This is a genomic window from Actinomadura sp. 1N219 (genome assembly GCF_044326405.1).
Classification (GTDB): Bacteria; Actinomycetota; Actinomycetes; order Streptosporangiales; family Streptosporangiaceae; genus Spirillospora.
The window spans coordinates 152,485-175,299 of sequence record NZ_JBIRAY010000009.1 but is presented as its reverse complement, the minus strand read 5'-3'; the positions used below and the strand labels follow the sequence as shown (position 1 = coordinate 175,299).

Below are 22,815 nucleotides of genomic sequence, written 5' to 3'. Positions count from 1 at the left end.
CGGGCGGTCCGGGATGGGGGGTATGCGGGGCCAAGTAGAATGGGCCCTGCCGCGTGTCGGCGGCGAACCCCGAACTCTCACCCAAGGCGAGCCAGCATGCCCATCTCCACGCGCGACGACCTCCGGAACGTCGCGATCGTCGCTCACGTCGACCACGGCAAGACGACGCTGGTCGACGCCATGCTCTGGCAGTCCGGCGCCTTCCGCGAGAACCAGGACGTCGACGACCGCGTGCTCGACTCCAACGACCTCGAGCGCGAGAAGGGGATCACCATTCTCGCGAAGAACACCGCGGTCAGGCACGGCGGGATGACGATCAACATCATCGACACCCCGGGCCACGCCGACTTCGGCGGCGAGGTCGAGCGCGGGCTGTCCATGGTGGACGGCGTCGTCCTGCTGGTGGACGCCAGCGAGGGCCCCCTCCCGCAGACCCGGTTCGTCCTGCGCAAGGCGCTGGAGGCCAAACTGCCGGTGATCCTGGTGGTGAACAAGACCGACCGGCCGGACGCCCGCATCGACGAGGTCGTGGACGAGACGTACGAGCTGTTCATGGACCTCGACGCCGACGAGGGCCAGATCGACTTCCCGATCGTGTACGCGTCCGGGCGCGCCGGGCGGGCCTCGCTCGACAAGCCCGGCGACGGCGAGATGCCCGCGAGCCCCGACCTGGAGCCGCTGTTCACGGTCATCACCGACACGATCCCGGCGCCGTCCTACGACCCGGACGCGGCGCTGCAGGCGCACGTGACGAACCTGGACGCCTCCAGCTACCTCGGCCGGATCGCGCTGTGCCGCGTCCACGCCGGGACGATCAAGAAGGGCCAGCAGGTCGCCTGGTTCCGGCACGACGGCAGCGTGGACCGCGTCAAGATCACCGAGCTGCTGATGACGGACGCGCTCGCCCGCAAGCCCGCCGACGAGGCGGGCCCCGGCGACATCATCGCGATCGCCGGCATCCCCGACATCATGATCGGCGACACCATCGCCGACCCGGACGACCCGCGCCCGCTGCCGCTGATCACGGTGGACGAGCCCGCGATCTCGATGACCGTCGGCACCAACACCGGCCCGATGGCCGGTCGCGAGAAGGGCACCAAGGTCACCGCCCGGATGGTCAAGGACAGGCTCGACCGGGAGCTGGTCGGCAACGTGTCGATCCGGGTGCTGCCGACGGAGCGTCCGGACGCGTGGGAGGTGCAGGGCCGCGGCGAGCTGGCCCTGGCGATCCTCGTCGAGAACATGCGCCGCGAGGGCTACGAGCTGACGGTCGGCAAGCCGCAGGTCGTCGCGAAGACGATCGACGGGAAGAAGCACGAGCCGGTCGAGCGGCTCACCGTCGACATCCCCGAGGAGCACCTCGGCGCCGTCACGCAGCTCATGGCCGTCCGCAAGGGGCGCATGGAGCACATGACGAACCACGGCACCGGCTGGATCCGGATGGAGTTCCTCGTCCCGGCGCGCGCCCTGATCGGGTTCCGCACCGAGTTCATGACCGAGACGCGCGGCACCGGCATGGCGCACCACGTGTTCGAGGGCTACGAGCCGTGGTTCGGGGAGCTGCGGACCCGTCCGTCCGGGTCGCTGGTGGCCGACCGCGCCGGCGCCGCCACCCCGTTCGCGATCACGAACCTGCAGGAGCGGGGCACGTTCTTCGTCGGGCCGACCACCGAGGTGTACGAGGGCATGATCGTCGGGGAGAACTCCCGGTCCGACGACATGGACGTCAACATCACCAAGGAGAAGAAGCTCACGAACATGCGGTCGTCGACCGGCGACGAGCTGGAGCGGCTCACTCCGCCGCGGCTGCTGTCGCTGGAGGAGGCGCTGGAGTTCTGCCGCGAGGACGAGTGCGTCGAGGTCACGCCGCGCGCCGTCCGCATCCGCAAGGTCGTCCTGGACGCCAAGGAGCGCGAGCGCATGCGCGCCCGCTCCAAGCGCGCCGGCTGACCGGAAGGGTCACGCCAAAGGGGCGGCCCCGCAGGTCTTGAACCGCGGGGCCGCCCCTTTCGCGTTGCCGTCTCTTTGCGTTGTCGTCCGGCCTGGGCCGCGGGGTCAGTTCAGCTGGACGGTGCCGGTCACGTCGGCGGCCAGGCGGAGCTGGTCGCCGTTGCGGAGCGGGGCCTCCACGCCGCGCGGGAGCCGCTCGCCGTTGACGAACGTCCCGTTGGTGGAGCCTTCGTCACGCACCCACGCCGTCCCGGACGGGTCGAGCCACACCGTCGAGTGCCGCCGAGACACGTTGTCGTACTGGGTGAACGTGGACGCCACCGGTGACTGGCCCGCGTCCCGTCCGAGCACCAGATGCTGGCCGACGGAGACCTTGAGCTCGCCCGTCGGGAACATCACGCGCAGGGTGGGCGTGCCCTTCTGCGGCAGCGGGCGCAGGCACGAGTCGCACTGCGCGGCGCTCGGGTTGGGCAGCACCGCCTCGCAGTACGGGCACATGAACGCCGTGCCGTCGGGCTGTCGCCCCTGGTTGTGGTCGGGCGGAAGCAGCGTCGCCTCGCGCCCGTGCTGCGGCGGCATCGGCGCGCCCCCGTGCTGCTGCGGCGGCGGGCCGAACTGGTTGTCGCCCGGCCCTGGCGGCGGCGCACCCCATTGGTCCTGCTGCTGTTGCTGCTGCGGGGCGCCCCACTGGTCCTGCTGCTGCGGCGGGGAGAACTGGTCCTGCGGCGGCGGGAACTGCTGATCCTGCTGCGGCGGCGGAAACTGCTGGTCCCCCGGAGGGAACTGCTGGTCGGGCGGCGGGAACTGCGCGTCCGGCTGCGGGTAGTCCGGGACCGGGGGCTGCTGTTGCTGCGGCGCGCCCCATTGGTCCTGCTGTTGCGGCTGCTGCTGCGGCGGCGGCGCGCCCCACGGGTCGCCGGGCGGCTGCTGAGGCATCGGGGACTGGCCCTGGCCGCCGCCGTGCTGCTGCGGCTGGCCGTACGGGGGCTGCCCATGCTGCGGCTGCCCGTGCTGATCGGGCGCCTGCTGCTGGGGCATGGGCGGCGCGCCCCACGCGTCCGGCTGCTGCGGCTGTTGCTGCTGCGGCTGGCCCCAGGGGTCCGATGACTGCCCGGGCGGGCCGGGCGGTGGCGGGGCCTGCTGCTGGGGGGCCTGCTGCTGGTACGGGTCGGGCGCCTGCTGGTACGGCTGGCCGCCCGGCTGCTGCCCTGGCGGGGCGCCGTACGGCGGCTGGCCGCCCTGCTGCGGGCCTGGCGGCGGGTAGCCCCGCTGCTGGTCGTCGTACCCGCCAGGGCCCTGCCGCTGCGCGCCGCCGGCGCGGGCCAGGTTGGCCCCGCAGCTCATGCAGAGCAGGTCGCCCTGCTGGAACGGTTCGTCACAGACAGGACATTTCAAGGTCGCCATGACACATCCCCCGAGCGCACCCCGGCGCGGTCGAGCCTCGACGTGAGGTGATCCATATCACCCCTTCGCGGGATCCCGATGTAGTACACCCGCCTTCCCTCCGGCCCTTCGTCCACGGACACCTGTACTCGGGGCCCTGTATCTTCTCCAGTCTTCCCGATGTCGGCCAGTGCCCCGTACCGCTCACGCCCCAGCTGGGACAACGGCACGACACGCTGGTTGGCCGACCCCCTCCAGAGTAGAGAGCCACTCCTGGAGTGTCGCCCCCCCGGGTTGAGCCGATCGACGTACGGCCCTGCGATCACCGCGTCGCACATGTCCAGGATCTCGCGCGTCTCAGCGGTGCGGGAGAGCCGAGAGTAGACATATCCGCTGTAGACCAATATGTCCAATGCAATCGTCTCACGGTCGCGGCGGTCTCGCCACGCGCGGACGCCGCGCAGCAGCGCCGCCAGCGCGGCCGGCTGCTCGAACGGCTCACCACCGGAAATGGTCACGCCGTCCACCGGTCCTGGCAGGGACTCCAGCCAGCCGAGCACCGTCTCGACCGGGACGGCCTTGCCCGGATCGGCCTCCCACGTGTCCCTGGACAGGCAGCCGTGGCAGTGCAGCGTGCAGCCCTGCGTCCAGATGCCCGCACGGGTTCCGGGGCCGAGAGTGGTCACCGGATAGTGCGCCTTGGCGAGCAGGAGCGTCTCCGCGGGACCGCCTTCGGCCACCCGGTGCTCCGGTTCCGCCGGTCGCGCCGCGGGCCCGGCGGGCGTCACTGGATTTCCAGGTGGACGATGCTGCCCTCGCGCCGGATGCCCGACACGGTGATCTTCTCGTCCGGGACGAGCTCCCGGTCGAACAGCGCCCGCGCCAGCGGGTTCACGAAGTCCGACTCCAGCGCCATGCCGATGCCGCGTCCGCCCTTGTCCAGCTCCTCGGTGCACCACTCGCGGAGCGTCTCCAGCGCCTCGCTCTTCACGGCCAGGATGAGCCGGTGCTCGTCGGTGACGCGCTTGCAGATGTTCGCGAACTGCAGGTCGAAGATCTTGTGCGCGGCCTCGCCGGAGATGAAGTCGAACACCACGATGTTGTCGCCGAACCGGTTGAGCAGCTCGGGCCGGTTCAGGACCTCGGTGAAATGGTCCGCGACGGCGGCCTTGATGCGCTGCTCCACCTCGTCGTAGGCCATCCCCGGTGTGATGTTCTGCACACGGCTCGGCGACCCGAGCGGGGCCGCGTCCCGGGTCGTGAGGTCGCGGCCGGGGACGTACATCCCGAGGTTCGAGGTGAAGATCAGGATCGACTCGGAGAAGTGGACGGTGTTGCCGCGCCCGTCGGTGAGCCGGCCGTCCTCCAGGATCTGCAGGAACTTGTCCAGGATCCGCGGGTGCGCCTTCTCGATCTCGTCGAACAGCATCACGCGGAACGGGTCCTCGCGGACGGCGTTGGTCAGCTCCCCGCCCGCCTCGTGGCCCACGTAGCCGGGCGGCGACCCGATCAGGCGGTCGCCGGACCCCTCGCCGGAGAACTCGCTCATGTCGAACCGCAGGTAGGCGGACTCGTCCCCGAAGACCAGCTCGGTGATCGCCTTCGCCAGCTCCGTCTTGCCGGTGCCGGTCGGGCCCGCGAAGAACAGCACCCCGCGCGGACGGCTGCCCGACCGCGTCGCCTGCGCGCCGGACAGGCCGAGCACCGCCCGCTTGAGGATGTCGAGCGTCTTCGTGACGGCCTGCGGCTGCCCGATCACCCGCTCCGGGACGCGCTTCTCGCCCTCCAGCACCCGGCGCCGCAGATGGCCGCGGCTCCACGGGTTGTCGAGCACGCCCAGCTTGTAGGTGCGGACGGCGTCCGGCAGGTCCGCCAGGTCGACGCTGCGCTCCTTCGCCAGCCGCGTCACCTCGATCATCGACTGGAGCGTGAGCCCGTCCGCCTGCTCGGCGAACGCGTCGCAGGCCGCGGCGGCGACCTCGTCCGCGCCCACGTCGCTGACGCCGAACGCGCGGGCCAGCAGCCGCGCCGTCTCCTGCCGGTCGCCGAGATGCGGCCGCGGGATCGTGATCTCGCGGATCGTCTCGTTGTCGGTCGTCAGCCACGGCGGCAGGTCGCCCGGCCGCTCCACCAGCCACACGATCGGGTTGTAGAGCGGCTTCGGCCGCGGACCCGTCACCCGGACGGGCCGGGCGCTGCGCGACAGCTTCGCGCAGAACCGGAAGAAGTCGCGCTCGGACGGCTCCAGATCCGTCGGGGTGCGGGCGATCCGCGACGCCGAGTCGATCACGAACGCGGCCCGGATGTTCTCCTTCGGCCTGGCCACGGACGCCAGATGCCGGGTCAGCGCCTCCAGCGACGGCTTCTCGTCCCGCTTGACCTTGCCGAGCAGCCGCTCCGCCGAGCGTGCGGCCTCGTCCCCGATCTCGTCGCCGACGCCGGGGTAGACCTGCAGACCGTCCACCGGGTCGTACACGATCATGCAGGACGCGCCGCTGGACCGCAGCGTCTCCCACAGCAGCTCGCGCAGCGGAAGCAGCCGCGCGGGCCCGGTCGCGTCCAGCGGAGGCGCGAGGAAGCTGTCGTACAGGTTCCCCGACAGGACGTACTGCGAGTGCACCGAGAGGGTCGCGTCCAGCTCGCGGATGAACGGCGGCCAGCCCTGCAGCCGCCCACCGAGTGTCGGCGATTCAATGCTCATCCGGCTTGCTCCACTCAGCTCTCATCGCATGCCCCGGAACTTCACTTGGGACGCTCCCGGCTGCGTTCGCGTTGCCCCGCACGGGTCCTAGTGTGCCGTGACCCGGCGGAAACCGGCAGCTCGCGGACCCCCGGGTCGAGGCGCCACGACACGTCCGAGCGGATTCCGGCGGCCTCCAGGCGGGTCCTCGCGTCCTCGAACGCCTCGCACCACTCCTGCTCCCGCTCGACGTCGAGGCGCCGGTCGTCCTCGCTCTCGGCTGGCCGCTCCCGCACCATCGACGCCCGCACGTGCGCCGCGTCGTCGACGCGCATCCGCACGCTGTGGTCGGGCCAGGCGCCCTTCGTCAGCGTCACGGTGCCGTCGTCGGCCGTCAGCGTCTCGAACCCCGCCTGGACCTCGTAGCCCAGGTCCTCGAACGCGGCGGTGATCGAGTCGAGGACGTACCGGCGCTCGGCCGCGGCCTGCTCGGCGGCGTCGCGTTCCGCCGCCCGGCGGCGCTCGTCCTCGCGGTGCTGCCGGGTGCGGCTGTTCGCGTCCTGGATCCGGAGGCGTACTTCGTGCAGGACGGCTTCGGCTTCGTGTTCGTCGGTGGTCTTGATCTCCGACAGGAGCTGCGCCGCGTCCGCGACCGCTTGTCTTTCTTCGTCGGGAGCGTCCGGGAGGAGGCGCGCCATGATTCGCGCGAGGGTCTGCTGGACGTCGGTCTTCTTGTCGTTCTCGGGCTTCGGCTGTTGGGTGGTGTCGGCCTGGAGGGTCGCGGCGGGGGGGGCGAAGACCTGCGCGGTGACTTCGGCTGCCAGGTGCTCGGAGAGTTGCCGTTCGGCTTCGTCCAGGAGCTGGTCTGTGGCTGCGCACCATTCGATGAGTTCGTCGGCCGGACGTTCGTCGGGCTGCAGCTCTGCCGGGAGGGTCACCTCTGCGCCGAGCCTGTCGCGTGTCTCGGCGAGCGCCTTGATGCGTGCGTTGCGCGCCACGACCTCGCGTAGCGCGCGCTCCTGGGTCTGGACTTCGGCGAGCGCCGCGGCGCGGGCCTCGGCGCGTCCCTCCGCGAGCGCGGCCAGCGCCTCCGCGCCCCGGCCCGCGATCCCCGCGCCATGCCCGAGGACGCGGTTCATGCCCAGGGTGAGGACCACCGCCATGTCCAGGACGATCTCCGCTTCGACGCCGCTGCTCACGCTTTCCCTCCGCTACCGCTGCCTCCGCTGCTGCCGCTGTCTCCGCTGCTGCTGCCGCTGCGTGATTCGCGCCACCGGTGCAGCCGCATGCCCGCCATGATGGCGTGAGCGAACGCGCCTGCGGCAATCAGCAGCAGCCACAGCAGCGTCCCGAGCGGCATCACCGCCCCCAGCAGGATCAGGACGATCAGCAGCGGAAGCGTCCCGGCGAGGAAGATGAGCCCGCATCCTGGGCGTCCGCTGCTCCGCGCGGCGCCCGACATCGTCCGGGACGCCCTGGACACGCCGGACAGCATCCGGCCTGCCGCCGCGAGCACCTTGGAGAACAACGACCACGGCCCGCCGGGCAGATACTCCGTGCCTTGCGCGCGGGCCAGCATCACCTCACTGCCGCACTGCACCGCCCAGGCGACCACCGACGCCGCGACCAGCAGCCCGAGCGACGCGCCCGACGACCGCTGGAACCCGCCGACGGCGCTGGAGCCGGTGTCGTCGCCGCCGAACAGGGTGTCGACGATCCAGCTCCCGAGCAGCCAGAAGGCGAGGAGCGGGAGCGTCCAGAGCAGCGCGCGGGTGGTGGCGGCGCTGCGTCCGGCGAGGCGTTGCTGTTCGCGGTCGGCCCATTGCGCGCTCAGCGCCTCAGCTTGTCGTTCGGCGGCGAGACGCTCGCGGGCGCGTGCCTCGGTTTCCACGACCGCCTCGGGCGCGGCCAGCGACACCGCGAGCCGGCGCAGCGGATCGTCGCCGGTCCCGTTCGACATCCAGGTGAACCACGGCGGGGGCTCGGTGACGGCCGCCTGCGCCCGGGCCGCGCCGTCTGCGAGCTGCTGCCCGGTCTGGGCGGGACGTGCCGCGAGGGCCAGGAGGGTAAGGAGGACGACGGGCGGATCGTCCGTCCCGGCGTCGGGGAGCCGCGCGTCCAGTCCTGGAGGCGTCGCCTCTTGGGACCGCAACCAGCGGGCTAGGTCGTTCCACGCCGTTGCGTAGGCGCGCCACTGGTCGTCGATGCGGGCGAGTTCCCGTCCGCCCGCGAATCCGGCCAGCGCGGGCAGCACCCCTTGTTCCCACATGTCCCGCCCGATCCGGCAGGCGAGGTGGTGGTCGGGGTGGCGGCGGTCCCCGGCGAGGACGGCGAGATTCGGCAGATCGTCGGCCGTCATCCGGCGGCCCAGGTAATGGGGCGGGAGCTCCGGGTCCAGCCACCTGACCAGGTGCAGCAGCTTCATATCGGACGGCAGGCGCGTGGTGAGATGGCCGTCGATGAGGTCGATGCGGCCATCGTCGTCGGGCATTTCCGCGAGCCAATCGCGCAGGCTCCGCCACGCCTCCCCGGACTCGCCGCGCGCGAAGAAGTACTGGACGGCGTGATCCCAGTCTTCGATGAGCGCGCGCGCCAGTTCGTCCCGGCGGGTGAAACGGCGGCCGTTGAACGGGAGCCCGCTGCTTGTCTCGGGTTGCCGGCTCTCTTCGGCTACCGGTGGGGAGCCGCCGTCCAGCCATTCCTTTATTTGCGCGCCCGTCCATCTTTTGCGCGGGTCGCGGGTCAATAGGCCCTGGCACAGCAGCCGCAGGTTCGGGTCGGGGACGTCGTCCGCGCTCACCGGCCGCGTCGCCAGATGGTCGACCACCACGGTCTCGCTGAGGCCCTGGAACGGGGCCCGGCCCGTCGCCATCTCGCGGACGATCATGCCGAGCGACCACCAGTCGCGGGCGGGCGACACCTGTCCGGACAGCGATTCCGGCGCCGCGTAGGCCAGCGTCCGCGATGACGACGCGAACACCACGCTCTGATCCAGCACCTTGCTCAGCCCGAAGTCGGCGATGGCCAGGCGCACCGGGTCCGCGCCCAGGACCAGGATGTTCTCCGGCTTGAGATCGCGGTGGACGATGCCCGCCCGGTGCAGGGCCGTCAGGCCGTCCGCGAGCTGCGCGGCGAAGTCGGCGGCGGTGTCCGGTGGGAGCGGCCCGTCCGCCAGCAGCGATCGCAGGTTGCCGTCGGGCGCGTAGGCGGCGACCTCGTAGTCGCGTCCGTCGGCGTGGCCGGTCTCCAGGATGCGCAGGACGTGCGGCGAGTCCAGCGCCGGGAGCTTCGCCCAGACCTCCCGGTCGGCGCTGTACCCGCGGCGGAAGATCTTCACCACGTACTCGTCGCCGTGCGCGTCCCGCACCAGGAGGAGATCCGACTCGGCGCCCTGGACGGGAAGGTCCGCGATCGCCTCGTACCGCTCGCCCAGCACGGCCGGGAGCCGCATCAGCGATTCGGTGCCTGGGGTTGCTTCGCCGTCCCGTCGCGTCTCCGACGGCGGAAGCGACCCGGGGCGCGGCGACGGCACCCGTGCGTCGCGCCGAGTCGACCCCGCCTCCGGCGCCGGACCCGCGGCGTCGCGCCGCGTGTCCTGCGGCGGCGTCCCGCCGCCGGGCCGGGTCTCGTCGAACTCGCCCACCAGCAGCCCCGTCTAGTCCTTGTCCTTGATGGCCCGCAGATACTCACTGATCTTGAACTGATTGATCACGAACTCGAGGACGATCCGCGTCACGAGCACCTGGAGGAGCCAGATGAACGGAGCCGCGACGAGGACGACGAGGCCGATCGACGAGCCCTCTTCGAGGTAGGCCAGTCCGTACCACGCCAGGACGAGGGAGACGAGGGTGATCGGGAGCAGTGACAGCGCATAGATGATCTTGACCAGTCTGGCGGTGATCATGTAGTCGAAGTTCAGGTCGAACAGCGTCCCGACCACGCCCTTGCCCGCCCGATCGCGAGGATAGGGAGGGGCCCAGTCCTGGCGCGCGTTCTGCGGCCCGAACTCCGGGCCTGGCGGGCGAGGCCCGGGGACGGAGCCCGGCGGCTGCTGCGGCTGCTGCGGCTGCTGCGGCTGCTGGGGGTGCTGGGGGTGCGGTTGCTGGGGTTGCGGCGGCGGGCCGTACGGGTCTCCCGGGTGACCGGCGCCAGGTTGGCCGGGGGCCTGTGGGCGCGGTGGTTGACCGGGGTCGGAGGGGTGCGTCATCGCCGTCGTCTCCAGTGTGAGGCCGCCTACAGGAAGACTCTAGAGCCTGCACCCCGCCCGCGCCCGGGACGAACTGCGCCACGCTCGTCCGGCACCGCAGAAGGTCGGCGCCGTAGAAGGTCGGGGCGTGTCCCCGTACCGTTGGGGTGCCGAGGTCGAAGCGAGGCCGGATCAGGGCGAGGTTCAGTGGTCGCGTTCGTGTTGCTCCCCGTGGGGCTCGTCGTCGGCCTGCTCATGGCGCCGCTGGCGGCGCCGTTCGCCGGTGACGTCCCGCGCCGCCGCCGCGTCCTGATGGGCCTGGTCACGGCCGCCGTTCACGGGGTGCTCGGATGGCGTGTCGGGCCCGAGCCCGTCCTGCCCGCGCTGCTCTACCTCGCCGCGGTCGGCACGCTCCTCGGGTTCATCGACATCAAGGCCAAGCGGCTTCCCGACCGGTTCACCCTGCCGTCCTACGGCATCGCGGCGGCGCTCCTGGCCGCGGCCGCGCCTTTCACGGACGACGGCCTGCGACGTTTCGAGCACGCGCTCCTAGGAATGGCGCTGCTGTTCGGGCTGTATTTCGTCCAGGCGTTCCTGGTTCCGTCCGGCATTGGCATGGGGGACGTCAAACTGTCCGGCGTGCTCGGCCTCTATCTCGGCTGGTTCGGGCAGGACGCCTGGATTCTGGGCCTCCTGGCGACGTACCTGTTCGGCGGTGTGGCCGGTGTCGGCATCATGATCGTCCGCCGCACCCGGAAAGGCGAGTTCGCGTTCGGCCCCTGCATGCTCGCCGGAGCGCTGCTCGCACTCCTCTCATTCTCCGCGTCCGCGACCTGAGATCCACACGGGCGTCAGCCGCAGAGCTTTTCGCCGCCCTTGATCCCTCCGCCGATCTTGTTGATCGTGGGCGGGGCGAGCCGCAGGCCGTTCTTGCCGATGACGAGCCGCACACCGTTCGCCGGAGCGTTGGCGTCGGGGGTGAGCAGCGCGTCGGGGACGTCCCGCGCGAGCGCCGACGCCTGCGCCTCCGCGGACGCCGCGAAGACGATGCGGCTCTCCGGCGCGACGGTGCCCTTCTCGACCTTCTTCGCCACCTTGAAACCGCGCTGCCTGAGCTGCTTCACGACGCGCTTCACCAGCTGGTCCCGTCCGCCCGCGGCGACGACGGTGACGTTCACCTTGCCGGGGGCAGGCGGTTCCTGCTTCGCCTTGACGGGCTCGGCCGGCTCAGCGGGCAGGTCGTTGTCGTGGCGGACCGCGTCGAACAGCGGCTTGGCCAGCTCCTGGTTCCACTGGACGCGGTTCGGGTCCGGCGCGTACCGCTCGACCGGGACGGTCACGAACCGCACCTGGCCCGCGCTCATGCCCTTGAGACCGTCGGCCAGCTTCCGCATCGCGGACAGGTCCAGCTCGTCGTCCGTCGTCACCGACTTCGTCGCGGCCTTGAGGAACTTGTACGTCTTCGGCGGGTCGGTGAGGACCTTGCCGCTGGTCGCCTTGTCGACGACCGCGGCCATGAACTTCTGCTGCCGCTCGATCCGCTCAAGGTCGGAACCGTTCCCGAGCGAGTATCGGGCCCGCACGTAGCCGAGGGCCTGCTTGCCCTTGACGGTCTGCTTCCCGGCCTTCAGATAAAGCTCCGCCCGCGGGTCGTTGACGGGCTTGTCGACGCAGATCTCGACGCCGCCCAAGGCGTCCACCATGCGCTTGAAACCCGAGAAGTCCACCTGGACGAAATGGTCGATGTGGATGCCGGTGAGCGACTCCAGCATCTTCCATGTGCAGGTCGGCCCGGCGAACGCGAACGCCGAGTTCAGCATCCCGAACCGTGCCGGAACGGTCCCGCCCTTCTCCTTCTCGCACGCGGGGATCTTCACCATCGAGTCGCGGGGGAAGCTGATCCCGACCGCCTGGTCCCTGTTGGGCGACAGGTGCAGCAGGATCGCCGTGTCCGACCGCGCCCCGGAGATCTCGGCCGACCCGCCGTACTCGGCGTTGTCGCCCTCGCGCGTGTCGGACCCGATCAGCAGAATGTTGAGCGACTTGTTCAGCTTCTTCGGCCGGTCGGCGCCGAGCTGATCGGTGACGTGCTTCGTCCTGATCCCGCCGACCAGGTCGTGATACAGCCACGCCGCTCCCGCGCCCCCGAGAAGCATGACGACGACCAGGCCGAACGCGACCCGCCGAAGAACCTTCCGCGGCCGTTTGCCTCCACCGTCGGCGGCGGCCTTCTCTCCGTCCTCCGGCCCCGAGCCCTCGTCGTCCCCCGCCGACTCCGCGTCACCCGAATCCGCTTCCTCGGGCGTCGGCGTCCCTTTGGCACGGTCCTGCGGCGGCTCAGGTTCAGCAGCCTCGGGCGCCTCCTGGTCGGACGCGGCTGACGCGTCGGGCGTGGGGCCGTCCGTCCGGGTCACGTTCACCGACCCTGCGTCACCCGGAGCGGCTTCGTCCGGCCCTGGTGCGCTTTCGTCGCCGTCCGGTGGCGTCTCGGTTTCGGCGGGTGGGGTCCGGCGCAGCTGGGTTTCGTCGAAGACGACGGCGTCGGCCGGTGAGGTGTCCTTCTGGCCGGACGTGCGCGGGTCGGGCGCCGTGTCGTCGGCAGGGGTGCTGCGTGCCGCCTGGTCCCCCGCGAGGTCGTCGCGGCCGGGGTCGTTGTCGCTCATCGGTCCCGTCTCGGCGCGGGCCCTGGTCAGGGCGCGTGATTTGCGTAGTCCGTCAGTTCAGGAAGTTCAGGAAGGCGGCGGGAGCCAGGGGAGAGCGTGCACCTCCACTTATTTGATGCGCGAGACGTCCGTTCTGTTGACAAGTGTGCGGAAAACCTGGCGTTGTGACTGTGCGGTGCCGGATCGCGGCTTTCCGTGCGGTCGCCGCCGCGAACGCGGGGTGGGGATCGGCGGCCGGTTCACCGTGCTCGGCCGGATCGGGACGAGGAGGGTCCTCGGGGGCGGGTGTGACCTGCGCCGAGGAGGCGGCGTCCGGATCGGTCATGCCTTTGCGCGCTCGTCTCCATTCCGCTGGGCAATAACAACTGGTTATGGATGACGGGCGGCGCCGAGGGGGCCTTCGGCGGATAAAGTCTGTGGTCAGACTCACATATGGGTTCTCCCTGTTATGTATGTCACAGCTCCCGTCAGGTGGCGTAAGGTCGCTTCGCTAGAAGCGCACACGAGGCGTCACCGCCCGCATGCGGCACGGCCTCCGGCCGCCGTCTGCGGCCCCGGCCAGGGGCGCTCGACCGACGGGCCGAGGGTCCGGATCCAGAGGGCAACGGCCGGGCGCGACGGACGCGTGGGTGCGCGCAGACCGTGATACGGGGACATGACGACCCGAGCTCAGGAGAGCGATCGATGAGCACTGTGGAGGCGCCGGCGAAGTCGCGCGCCCAGATCAAGGAACGCACGCTCCGGAAGGACAACTGGCGCCTGTATCCGGTCACGACCTTCGTGATCTTCACGGCATGGGTGGTGTACGCGACGGTCCGGGCCTTCTGGGGCTCGGCGTTCTACGTCCCGGAATTTCACTACCTGACGCCGTTCTACTCGCCGTGCTTCAACGAGATATGCAACAACGTGACGGTGAACGGCCACACCGGGAACGCGGCGGAGTTCGGGACGTTCCTGCCGGAGTCCACCCGGGGCTGGATCCCGTTCGCGGCGATCTCGCTGCCGTTCCTGCTGCTGTTCCGGCTCACCTGCTACTACTACCGGAAGGCGTACTACCGCTCGTTCTGGGCGTCGCCGTCCGCGTGCGCCGTCAAGGAGCCGCACGGCAAGTACACCGGCGAGCGCCGCTTCCCGCTCATCGGGCAGAACCTGCACCGCTACTTCTGGATCGCGGCCGTCCTCATCTCGCTCGTCAACACCTACGACGCGATCCTCGCCTTCCACGGCAAGGACGGCGGGTTCGGCATCGGGCTCGGCACGCTCATCCTGGTCGCGAACGTGGTCCTGCTGTGGCTGTACACCCTGTCGTGCCACTCGTGCCGGCACATCGTCGGCGGACGGTTGAAGAACTTCTCCAAGCACCCGTTCCGGTACCGGATGTGGGGCTGGGTGTCCAAGATCAACGAGAAGCACGGCACCTACGCGCTGATCACCCTGGGCTCGCTGGTGGCCGCCGACCTGTACGTCGCGCTCGTCGCCAGCGAGACCATCTCCGACCTGCGTATCTTCAACTGAGGCCAAGGAATCATGACTGAGATCGAGAGGCACTCGTACGACGTCGTGGTCATCGGTGCCGGCGGCGCCGGGCTGCGCGCGGCGATCGAGGCGCGCCTCCAGGGCAAGAAGACGGCGATCATCTCCAAGTCGCTGTTCGGCAAGGCGCACACGGTGATGGCCGAGGGCGGCGCCGCCGCGGCGATGGGCAACGTCAACGCCAACGACAACTGGCAGGTCCACTTCCGCGACACCATGCGCGGCGGCAAGTTCATGAACAGCTGGCGGATGGCGGAGTTGCACGCCAAGGAGGCCCCGGACCGCATCTGGGAGCTGGAGCACTGGGGCGCGCTGTTCGACCGCACCAAGGACGGCAAGATCAGCCAGCGCAACTTCGGCGGGCACGAGTACCCGCGGCTCGCGCACGTCGGCGACCGGACGGGCCTGGAGCTGATCCGCACCACGCAGCAGAAGGTCGTCGCGCTGCAGCAGGAGGACCACGCCGAGCACGGCGACTACGACGCCCGGCTGAAGGTGTGGGCCGAGACGACGGTGACGCGGCTGCTGAAGGACGACGACGGCAAGATCTGCGGCGCGTTCGGCTACGTCCGCGAGACCGGGAAGTTCGTCGTGTTCGAGGCGCCCGCCGTGGTGCTCGCGACCGGCGGGATCGGCAAGGCGTTCAAGGTCACGTCCAACTCCTGGGAGTACACCGGGGACGGGCACGCGCTGGCCCTGCTCGCGGGCGGGACGCTGCTGAACATGGAGTTCGTGCAGTTCCACCCGACGGGGATGGTCTGGCCGCCGTCCGTCAAGGGCATCCTCGTGACCGAGTCGGTGCGCGGCGACCGCGGCGTCCTGCGGAACTCCGACGGCAAGCGGTTCATGTTCAACTACATCCCCGAGGTGTTCAAGAACCAGTACGCCACCACCGAGGAGGAGGGCGACCGCTGGTACGACGACCCCGAGAACAACAAGCGCCCGCCGGAGCTGCTGCCGCGTGACGAGGTCGCGCGCGCGATCAACTCCGAGGTGAAGGCGGGACGGGGATCGCCGCACGGCGGGGTGTTCCTCACCGTCGTCGACCGGATGCCGGGCGGCGCCGAGGAGATCAGGCGGCGGCTGCCGTCGATGTACCACCAGTTCAAGGAGCTGGCGGACGTCGACATCACGGCGGAGGCGATGGAGGTCGGCCCGACCTGCCACTACGTGATGGGCGGCGTGGAGGTCGACCCCGACACCGGCGCCGCGCTGGTGCCCGGCCTGTTCGCGGCGGGCGAGGTGTCCGGCGGCATGCACGGCTCGAACCGGCTCGGCGGCAACTCGCTGTCCGACCTGCTGGTGTTCGGGCGGCGGGCCGGGCTGGGCGCGTCGGAGTACGTGGACGGGCTGGACGCGCGTCCGGCCGTCCCGGACGCTGAGGTCGGCGCGGCGACGGCCGAGGCGCTGGCGCCGTTCGAGCGGGAGGGCGGCGAGAACCCGTACGCCGTCCACGCCGAGCTGCAGCAGACGATGAACGAGCTGGTCGGCATCATCCGCAAGGAAGGGGAGCTGGAGCAGGCGATCGCCTCGCTCGGCAAGCTCCGCGAGCGGATCGCGAACGTCGGCGTCCAGCCGGTCGCGGTCGGCGACGACGGCCGCGGCTACCACCCCGGCTGGCACCTCGCGCTCGACCTGCGCAACATGCTCCTGGTGTCGGAGGCCGTCGCGAAGGCGGCGCTGGAGCGGCAGGAGAGCCGCGGCGGCCACACCCGCGACGACTACCCGCAGATGTCCGCGGACTGGCGGAAGGTCAACCTGGTGTGCTCGCTGGCCGGCGACCCGGCGTCCCCGCACGTCGAGCTGAGGCGGCAGGCGATGGAGCCGATGCGGGGCGACCTGCTCGAACTGTTCGACAACGACGAGCTGAAGAAGTACCTGACCGCCGAGGAGCTGCCGGCGGGCCTGGCGGAGACGGCCAAGGCCGAGGAGGCCAAGGCCGAGGAGGCCAAGGCCGAGGAGGCGGAGGCCGCGGCGGGGTCCGGCGCGACCGCGGCGGCGGCCAAGGACGACGAGGAGGACGGCCGATGAGCTACGAGGCCAAGTTCAAGGTCTGGCGCGGCGACGACGGGGACGGCGAGCTCACCGACTACACCGTCGAGGTGAACGAGGGCGAGGTCGTCCTCGACATCATCCACCGGCTCCAGGCCACGCAGGCCCCCGACCTCGCCGTCCGGTGGAACTGCAAGGCGGGCAAGTGCGGCTCCTGCTCCGCGGAGATCAACGGCATGCCGCGGCTGCTGTGCATGACCCGGATGTCGACGTTCGACCCGGACGAGACGGTCACGGTCACGCCGGTCCGCACGTTCCCCGTCATCCGCGACCTCGTGACGGACGTGTCGTACAACTACCAGAAGGCGCGGGAGGTCCCGTCGTTCGACCCGGGCGACGCCAAGCCCGGCGAGCTGCGCATGCAGCAGGTGGACGTCGAGCGCTCGCAGGAGTTCCGCAAGTGCATCGAGTGCTTCCTGTGCCAGAACGTCTGCCACGTCATCCGCGACCATGAGGAGAACAAGGCCGAGTTCTCCGGCCCGCGCTTCCTGATGCGGATCGGCGAGCTGGAGATGCACCCGGCGGACGTCGCGGACCGGCGCGAGATCGCCGCGAAGGACCACGGGCTCGGGTTCTGCAACATCACCAAGTGCTGCACCGAGGTCTGCCCCGAGCACATCAAGATCACCGACAACGCGCTGATCCCGATGAAGGAGCGGGTCGTCGGCCGCAAGTACGACCCGGTGGTGTGGCTCGGCAGCAAGCTCGGCATCGTCAAGAAGGGCCAGGACACGCCGTCCGCCTGACGGGCACCGGCGCCCGCATCGACGTCGATGTTCTCGCGAGCATCCCCCGCCGCCCCGCGCGGCGGGGGACGCTCGCGTTTCCGTCACGCGAGGCCGGCGCTCTGGCAAGCGGCGTCCCCGTTCCGCGACGGGCGGCGTGCCCCCGGGCCGCCGCCCGTCGTACCGCCGTTCCCCTTGAACGCGGTGGACGTTGGGTGGCCTCCCGGCCGCACACGCCACGAGCAACACTCGCCCACGCCCGCCCGTTCGAGTAGGGATTAGTGCACACAACGCGTGATTGAACCGTGATTGTTTTCCGGGGCCCCGGGAAGCCCAGGTCCCTTTAGCGTGGTGGGCATGAGCGCCCTCGAACCGGGCTCGTTCCTTGCCGATCTCACTCAGGCGGAACGCGAGGACCTGGAGTCACGTGGCCGCGTCCGCGACTTCGAGCGAGGGGCCACGCTCTTCGTGGAGGGGGAGCAGCCAGGCTGGGTGGCCGTTCTGCTGCAGGGCCGGGTGAAGGCGTTCTCCTACCGGGAGCAGGGCGGTGAGGCGCTGCTCGCGGTGCGCGGACCGGGCGCGCTGCTCGGGGAGGTCGCCGCGATCGACGGGCAGCCGCGCTCGGCGTCGGTGGCGGCGCTGGAGCCGGTGCGGGCGCTCGCCGTCACGGCGGACGAGTTCATGGCGTTCCTGCAGGCCCACGGGCGCGTCTCCATCATCATCATGCGGATGCTGTGCCAGCGCTGGCGCGACGCCGACCGCAAGCGCGCCGAGTTCGGCATGTTCGACGCGACCGGACGCGTCGCGCAGCGGCTCGTGGAGCTGGCCGAGCGGTTCGGCGTCCCCTACGAGCGGCGGACGGGCCCCGGGGCGGGCGGGCAGAGCGTCCGCATCACGCTGAACCTGTCGCAGGAGGAGCTGGCGGGCTGGGTCGGCGCGTCCCGCGAGGCGGTCAGCAAGGCGCTGCGGACGCTGCGCGCGCACGGCTGGATCGAGACGGGACGGCGGCGGCTGATCGTCCACGACCTCCAGGCCCTCCGCCGCCACGCCCGCTGACCGAATCGCCGCCTGCGGCTGGCGGCACTGCGGCATTGCCGGTAGCGCCGGTAGCGGCACTGCGGCTGCGGGCGGCCGGAGGGGCGGCACGTAATCTGTGCTGGATGCAGTTGCAGCAGCTCGCCTACTTCGTCGCGGTCGCGGAGGTACGCCACTTCACGCAGGCCGCCGAGATCCTGCGGGTGGCGCAGCCTTCGCTGTCCAAGCAGATCCGTGCGCTGGAGACGGAGCTGAACGTCTCCCTGTTCAGCCGCGCCAGGGGAAACATCACTCTGACGCCCGCCGGTGAGGCACTGCTGCCACTGGCCAAGCGCATCCTGGCCGATGTCGACACCGCCCGTCTGGAAGTGCAGGAGCTGGCGGGTCTCAGGCGTGGGCGGGTACGGCTGGGCGCTACACCGTCCCTCTGCGCGGGCCTGCTGGCGGACGTTCTGCGCCGCTTCCACGACACCTACCCAGGGATTCAGCTCATCGTCGAAGAGGGAGGCTCGCGGGACCTCGTCCGGGAGCTGACGCGGGGGTCGCTCGACATGGCCCTGGTCATCCTTCCGCTGCACGGTGACCCGCCCCTGGACACGACGCCGATCCTGCGTGAATACCTCGTCGTGGCTTCTCCGGCCGGTCGTCCGTCCGATGCCGAGGACGGCGTCCCGGAGCGGTCGCTCAAGGCGGCGACGCTTCCGCGCCGTTCGTATCTGCGGATCGAGGATCTCCGGAACCGGCCGCTGGTGATGTTCCGTCCGGGCTACGACCTGCGTGAGGCGACCATCAGCGCGTGCCGCGAGGCGGGGTTCGAACCCAGGTTCGCGGTGGAGGGCGGCGAGATGGACGCCGTCCTGCGGTTCGTGGAGGTCGGGCTCGGGATCGCGGTCGTCCCGAGCATGGTCCTGTCCGGACGGCCCGGGCTGCGCGGGACGCCCCTCGTCCTGCCCGACGAGGAGGCGCGCCGCGGACATCACGGCCCCGGCCTTCTCCGGACGATCGCACTCGCCCACCGCAAGGACGTCGAACTGACCCACGCGGCACGCGCCTTCCAGGACACCCTGCAGACGTTCCTGGTAGAGGCCGGCCTTGCCGGGAGCCTGCCCGCAGGGGTCGAGACCCTCGTCGACGGCTAGCCGCCGACGAGCGGCGGGGTCAGCGCTTCTTGCCGCCCGCGGTCGCCTTCAGGTAGTCGTGGTTGAGGCGGCCGATGACGTCCAGCGGGATGCCCTTCGGACAGGCGGCGGTGCATTCGCCCGTGTTGGTGCAGCCGCCGAAGCCCTCCTCGTCGTGCGTGTCCAGCATGGACACGACGCGGTCCCAGCGTTCCGGCTGCCCCTGCGGCATCAGGCCCAGGTGGGTGACCTTGGCGCCGAGGAACAGAGCGGCGGACCCGTTGGGGCAGGCCGCGACGCAGGCGCCGCAGCCGATGCATTCGGCGGCCTCGAAGGCCCGGTCGGCGTCGGGCTTCGGGACGGGCGTCGCGTGCGCCTCCGGCGCGGTCCCGGTCGGGGCGGTGATGAAGCCGCCCGACTGGATGATCCGGTCGAACGCCGACCGGTCGACGACCAGGTCCTTCACCACGGGGAACGCCGCCGCGCGCCATGGCTCGACGTCGATGACCTCGCCGTCCCTGAACTTGCGCATGTGGAGCTGGCAGGTCGTGGTCTTGCGCTCCGGGCCGTGCGGGGTGCCGTTGATGACGAGCGAGCACATGCCGCAGATGCCCTCGCGGCAGTCGTGGTCGAACGCGACGGGCTCCTCGCCGGACGCGATGAGCTTCTCGTTGAGGACGTCCAGCATTTCCAGGAACGACGCGTCGGGGGAGATGTCGTCGAGCTTGTACTCGACCATCCCGCCCTTGTCCTCCGGGCCGCGCTGGCGCCAGACGCGCAGTGTGAGCTTCATGGTTACTTGTACGACCTCTGAGTCGGCTTGACGTAGTCGAAGTTGAGGGACTCTTTGTGGAGGACGGGCCGTCCGCCTTCCCCGGCCCATTCCCAGGCGGCGACGTAGCTGAAGTTGTCGTCGTCGCGTTTGGCCTCGCCGTCCTCGTCCTGGCTCTCGGCGCGGAAATGGCCGCCGCAGGACTCGGTGCGGTGCAGCGCGTCGACGACCATCAGCTCGGCCAGCTCGAAGAAGTCGGCGACGCGTCCCGCCTTCTCCAGCTGCTGGTTCAGCTCTTCGCCCTTGCCGGTGACCTTGACGCGTTCCCAGAATTCGGCGCGCAGCGCCGGGATGAGGTCGAGCGCCTTGCGCAGCCCTTCCTCGGTGCGCTCCATTCCGCAGTACTCCCACATGATGTGGCCGAGTTCGCGGTGGAAGGAGTCGACGGAACGGTCGCCGTCGACCGACAGGAGCTTGTCGATGCGCGTCCGTACCCGTTCTTCCGCTTCGGTGACGGCGGCGTCGGCGACGGGCGGGAGGGGGTTGCGGGCGATGTAGTCGCCGATGGTGTTCGGCAGGACGAAATAGCCGTCCGCCAGGCCCTGCATCAGCGCGGACGCGCCGAGACGGTTCGCGCCGTGGTCGGAGAAATTCGCCTCACCGATGACGAACAAACCCGGGATGGTCGACTCCAGGTCGTAGTCCACCCACAGGCCGCCCATCGTGTAGTGGACGGCCGGGTAGATGCGCATTGGCGTGTCGTACGGGTTCTCGCCGGTGATGCGCTCGTACATCTCGAAGAGGTTGCCGTATTTGGCCTCGACCTTGTCCCGGCCGAGCCGCTCGATTGCGTCGGCGAAGTCGAGGTAGACGCCGAGCCCGCCGGGGCCGACGCCGCGTCCCTCGTCGCACACGTTCTTCGCGGCGCGGGACGCGATGTCGCGCGGGACGAGATTGCCGAACGACGGGTAGATGCGCTCCAGGTAGTAGTCGCGCTCGTCCTCGGGAATGTCGTAGGGCTGGCGGGTGTCGCCGTGCTTCTTCGGCACCCAGACACGTCCGTCGTTGCGCAGCGACTCCGACATGAGCGTCAGCTTGGACTGGTGGTCGCCGCTGACCGGAATACACGTCGGGTGGATCTGCGTGTAGCACGGGTTGGCGAAGAGCGCTCCGTGCCTATGAGCGCGCCAGGACGCGGTGACGTTCGAGCCCATCGCGTTCGTCGAAAGGAAGTACACGTTGCCGTAGCCGCCGGACGCCAGTACGACCGCGTCCGCCGTGTAGTGCTTGATCTCGCCGTTGATGAGGTTCCGGACGACGACCCCGCGCGCCCGTCCGTCCTCCATGATGAGGTCGAGCATCTCGTGGCGCGGGTACAGCTCCACGTTGCCCGCGTCCACCTGCCGCATCAGCGCCTGGTACGCGCCGAGCAGCAGTTGCTGGCCCGTCTGCCCGCGCGCGTAGAAGGTGCGGGACACCTGCGTCCCGCCGAAGGAGCGGTTGTCGAGCAGGCCGCCGTACTCGCGGGCGAACGGGACGCCCTGCGCGACGCACTGGTCGATGATGGTCCGGGAGATGTCGGCGAGCCGGTGCACGTTCGACTCGCGGGACCGGAAGTCGCCGCCCTTGACCGTCTCGTAGAACAGCCGGTACACGCTGTCGCCGTCGTTGCGGTAGTTCTTGGCGGCGTTGATGCCGCCCTGCGCGGCGATCGAGTGGGCGCGGCGCGGGGAGTCCTGGAAGCAGAACTGCTGGACGTGGTAGCCGGCCTCGCCGAGCGTCGCCCCGGCCGACCCGCCCGCCAGGCCCGTGCCGATGATGATGATCTTCTTCTTGCGCTTGTTGGCCGGGTTGACCTGCCTGGCCTCGAACTTGCGGGTCGTCCAGCGGTCCTCGATCGGCCCGGCCGGGGCCTTGCCGTCGGCGATCGGCTCGCCGGACTGGTAGAACGCGTCGATCATGATCAGCTCACCCACCCGAATGTGATGGACAGGGGGACGGCGGCGAAGCCGAGCGCGACCAGCCCGGCGACGGTCGCGGCGAGGCCCCGCAGGGCGCGCTCGCGGCGCGGCGTCCGCAGCCCGAGGGTCTGGAACGCGCTCCAGATGCCGTGGTGGAGGTGCAGGCCGACGAGCGCCACCGCGAGGACGTACCAGACGGTGATGTACCAGCGGGACGGGTCGAAGTCGGCGACCATCCGCTCGTAGGGCGTGGCGTCGGAGCCCTTGGGGTTCACGACGAAGAACGTCAGGTCGAGCAGGTGCCAGACGACGTACACGGCGATGATGACGCCGCCGTACCGCATCGTGCGGACGGCGTAGCCCTGCGCGTGCGACTTCTTCTTCGACCGGTACTTCACCGGGCGCGCGGTGGACGCGCGCCGGGCCAGCGACACCGCCGACCACATGTGCAGGACGACCGACACCCCGAGCACGACCTCGATCAGCGTCAGGACGGTCCGGCGCGGCACCGCGGGCTCGCCGATCGTGCGCAGCCAGTGCGCGTAGTGGTTGAAGTCCTCCGCGCCGAAGAAGATCTTCAGGTTCCCGACCATGTGCGCGATCAGGTACAGCACGAGGATGCCGCCGGTCACCGCCATGACGGCCTTCTTGCCGACGGTCGACCGGTAGATCGCGGGTATCGCTATAGCCACATCGCGGACGCTACGTCCGCCTGGGGCGAGAGTTCCAAGTCATCAGGGAACTCGTTTCCATAGCC

At 70.4% G+C, this 22,815-nt stretch carries 17 protein-coding genes; 7 read left to right on the top strand and 10 right to left on the bottom strand.

What is annotated here, in order from left to right:
* Window positions 1-96: 96 nt before the first annotated feature.
* Window positions 97-1,950, top strand: coding sequence for a translational GTPase TypA (gene typA, locus ACH35V_RS26115; RefSeq protein WP_395975886.1), 1,854 nt, complete (start codon window positions 97-99; stop codon window positions 1,948-1,950).
* Between the two features lie 105 nt (window positions 1,951-2,055).
* Here the strand turns inward: typA and ACH35V_RS26110 are convergent, their stop codons facing one another.
* Genes ACH35V_RS26110 through ACH35V_RS26085 form a run of 6 tightly spaced genes read right to left on the bottom strand, consistent with a single transcriptional unit; the run spans window position 2,056 to window position 10,220 of the window.
* A complete protein-coding gene (locus tag ACH35V_RS26110) occupies window positions 2,056-3,354 on the bottom strand; it encodes an FHA domain-containing protein (protein ID WP_395975884.1) in 1,299 nt (432 codons plus the stop codon).
* On the bottom strand, window positions 3,342-4,073 hold the full coding sequence (locus tag ACH35V_RS26105) for a 4Fe-4S single cluster domain-containing protein (protein WP_395975882.1): 732 nt from the start codon (window positions 4,071-4,073) through the stop codon (window positions 3,342-3,344). Before ACH35V_RS26105 ends, ACH35V_RS26110 begins: the two co-directional genes overlap by 13 nt.
* A gap of 44 nt (window positions 4,074-4,117) precedes the next feature.
* Window positions 4,118-6,034 (bottom strand): AAA family ATPase, encoded by a 1,917-nt coding sequence (locus ACH35V_RS26100; protein ID WP_395975880.1) that lies wholly within the window; start codon window positions 6,032-6,034, stop codon window positions 4,118-4,120.
* 41 nt (window positions 6,035-6,075) lie between these two features.
* Window positions 6,076-7,212: a response regulator receiver protein gene (locus ACH35V_RS26095; RefSeq protein ID WP_395975878.1), complete on the bottom strand. Its 1,137-nt coding sequence runs from the start codon at window positions 7,210-7,212 to the stop codon at window positions 6,076-6,078.
* A complete protein-coding gene (locus tag ACH35V_RS26090) occupies window positions 7,209-9,656 on the bottom strand; it encodes a protein kinase (RefSeq protein ID WP_395975876.1) in 2,448 nt (815 codons plus the stop codon). Before ACH35V_RS26090 ends, ACH35V_RS26095 begins: the two co-directional genes overlap by 4 nt.
* A gap of 12 nt (window positions 9,657-9,668) precedes the next feature.
* Window positions 9,669-10,220, bottom strand: a complete 552-nt coding sequence (locus ACH35V_RS26085; RefSeq protein ID WP_395975875.1) for a DUF4282 domain-containing protein — start codon at window positions 10,218-10,220, stop codon at window positions 9,669-9,671.
* A gap of 198 nt (window positions 10,221-10,418) precedes the next feature.
* Here ACH35V_RS26085 and ACH35V_RS26080 point away from each other — a divergent pair, with 198 nt between their 5' ends.
* Window positions 10,419-11,036: a prepilin peptidase gene (locus ACH35V_RS26080; RefSeq protein ID WP_395975873.1), complete on the top strand. Its 618-nt coding sequence runs from the start codon at window positions 10,419-10,421 to the stop codon at window positions 11,034-11,036.
* 14 nt (window positions 11,037-11,050) lie between these two features.
* Here ACH35V_RS26080 and ACH35V_RS26075 read toward each other — a convergent pair whose 3' ends face one another.
* Window positions 11,051-12,862 (bottom strand): LCP family protein, encoded by a 1,812-nt coding sequence (locus tag ACH35V_RS26075; RefSeq protein WP_395975871.1) that lies wholly within the window; start codon window positions 12,860-12,862, stop codon window positions 11,051-11,053.
* Between the two features lie 684 nt (window positions 12,863-13,546).
* Here ACH35V_RS26075 and ACH35V_RS26070 point away from each other — a divergent pair.
* From ACH35V_RS26070 to ACH35V_RS26050, 5 genes are all read left to right on the top strand, one after another.
* Window positions 13,547-14,377, top strand: coding sequence for a hypothetical protein (locus tag ACH35V_RS26070; RefSeq protein WP_395975869.1), 831 nt, complete (start codon window positions 13,547-13,549; stop codon window positions 14,375-14,377).
* A gap of 12 nt (window positions 14,378-14,389) precedes the next feature.
* Window positions 14,390-16,426: a fumarate reductase/succinate dehydrogenase flavoprotein subunit gene (locus tag ACH35V_RS26065; protein ID WP_395975867.1), complete on the top strand. Its 2,037-nt coding sequence runs from the start codon at window positions 14,390-14,392 to the stop codon at window positions 16,424-16,426.
* Window positions 16,423-17,193: a succinate dehydrogenase/fumarate reductase iron-sulfur subunit gene (locus ACH35V_RS26060; RefSeq protein WP_395975865.1), complete on the top strand. Its 771-nt coding sequence runs from the start codon at window positions 16,423-16,425 to the stop codon at window positions 17,191-17,193. Before ACH35V_RS26065 ends, ACH35V_RS26060 begins: the two co-directional genes overlap by 4 nt.
* A gap of 336 nt (window positions 17,194-17,529) precedes the next feature.
* On the top strand, window positions 17,530-18,228 hold the full coding sequence (locus ACH35V_RS26055) for a Crp/Fnr family transcriptional regulator (protein ID WP_395975863.1): 699 nt from the start codon (window positions 17,530-17,532) through the stop codon (window positions 18,226-18,228).
* Between the two features lie 104 nt (window positions 18,229-18,332).
* On the top strand, window positions 18,333-19,346 hold the full coding sequence (locus ACH35V_RS26050; RefSeq protein WP_395975861.1) for a LysR family transcriptional regulator: 1,014 nt from the start codon (window positions 18,333-18,335) through the stop codon (window positions 19,344-19,346).
* A 19-nt stretch (window positions 19,347-19,365) separates the two neighbouring features.
* Here the strand turns inward: ACH35V_RS26050 and ACH35V_RS26045 are convergent, their stop codons facing one another.
* Genes ACH35V_RS26045 through ACH35V_RS26035 form a run of 3 tightly spaced genes read right to left on the bottom strand, consistent with a single transcriptional unit; the run spans window position 19,366 to window position 22,750 of the window.
* Window positions 19,366-20,118 (bottom strand): succinate dehydrogenase/fumarate reductase iron-sulfur subunit, encoded by a 753-nt coding sequence (locus tag ACH35V_RS26045; RefSeq protein ID WP_395975859.1) that lies wholly within the window; start codon window positions 20,116-20,118, stop codon window positions 19,366-19,368.
* 2 nt (window positions 20,119-20,120) lie between these two features.
* Window positions 20,121-22,058, bottom strand: coding sequence for a fumarate reductase/succinate dehydrogenase flavoprotein subunit (locus tag ACH35V_RS26040; RefSeq protein WP_395976290.1), 1,938 nt, complete (start codon window positions 22,056-22,058; stop codon window positions 20,121-20,123).
* 2 nt (window positions 22,059-22,060) lie between these two features.
* Window positions 22,061-22,750: a succinate dehydrogenase cytochrome b subunit gene (locus ACH35V_RS26035; protein ID WP_395975857.1), complete on the bottom strand. Its 690-nt coding sequence runs from the start codon at window positions 22,748-22,750 to the stop codon at window positions 22,061-22,063.
* Window positions 22,751-22,815 lie beyond the last annotated feature (65 nt).

Bases quoted from the DNA above. Each gene is read 5' to 3' on its own strand.
- typA (WP_395975886.1), top strand. From the start codon at position 97: ATGCCCATCTCCACGCGCGACGACCTCCGGAACGTCGCGATCGTCGCT.
- ACH35V_RS26110 (WP_395975884.1), bottom strand. From the start codon at position 3,354: ATGGCGACCTTGAAATGTCCTGTCTGTGACGAACCGTTCCAGCAGGGC.
- ACH35V_RS26100 (WP_395975880.1), bottom strand. From the start codon at position 6,034: ATGAGCATTGAATCGCCGACACTCGGTGGGCGGCTGCAGGGCTGGCCG.
- ACH35V_RS26085 (WP_395975875.1), bottom strand. From the start codon at position 10,220: ATGACGCACCCCTCCGACCCCGGTCAACCACCGCGCCCACAGGCCCCC.
- ACH35V_RS26075 (WP_395975871.1), bottom strand. From the start codon at position 12,862: ATGAGCGACAACGACCCCGGCCGCGACGACCTCGCGGGGGACCAGGCG.
- ACH35V_RS26070 (WP_395975869.1), top strand. From the start codon at position 13,547: ATGAGCACTGTGGAGGCGCCGGCGAAGTCGCGCGCCCAGATCAAGGAA.
- ACH35V_RS26065 (WP_395975867.1), top strand. From the start codon at position 14,390: ATGACTGAGATCGAGAGGCACTCGTACGACGTCGTGGTCATCGGTGCC.
- ACH35V_RS26060 (WP_395975865.1), top strand. From the start codon at position 16,423: ATGAGCTACGAGGCCAAGTTCAAGGTCTGGCGCGGCGACGACGGGGAC.
- ACH35V_RS26055 (WP_395975863.1), top strand. From the start codon at position 17,530: ATGAGCGCCCTCGAACCGGGCTCGTTCCTTGCCGATCTCACTCAGGCG.
- ACH35V_RS26050 (WP_395975861.1), top strand. From the start codon at position 18,333: ATGCAGTTGCAGCAGCTCGCCTACTTCGTCGCGGTCGCGGAGGTACGC.
- ACH35V_RS26045 (WP_395975859.1), bottom strand. From the start codon at position 20,118: ATGAAGCTCACACTGCGCGTCTGGCGCCAGCGCGGCCCGGAGGACAAG.
- ACH35V_RS26040 (WP_395976290.1), bottom strand. From the start codon at position 22,058: ATGATCGACGCGTTCTACCAGTCCGGCGAGCCGATCGCCGACGGCAAG.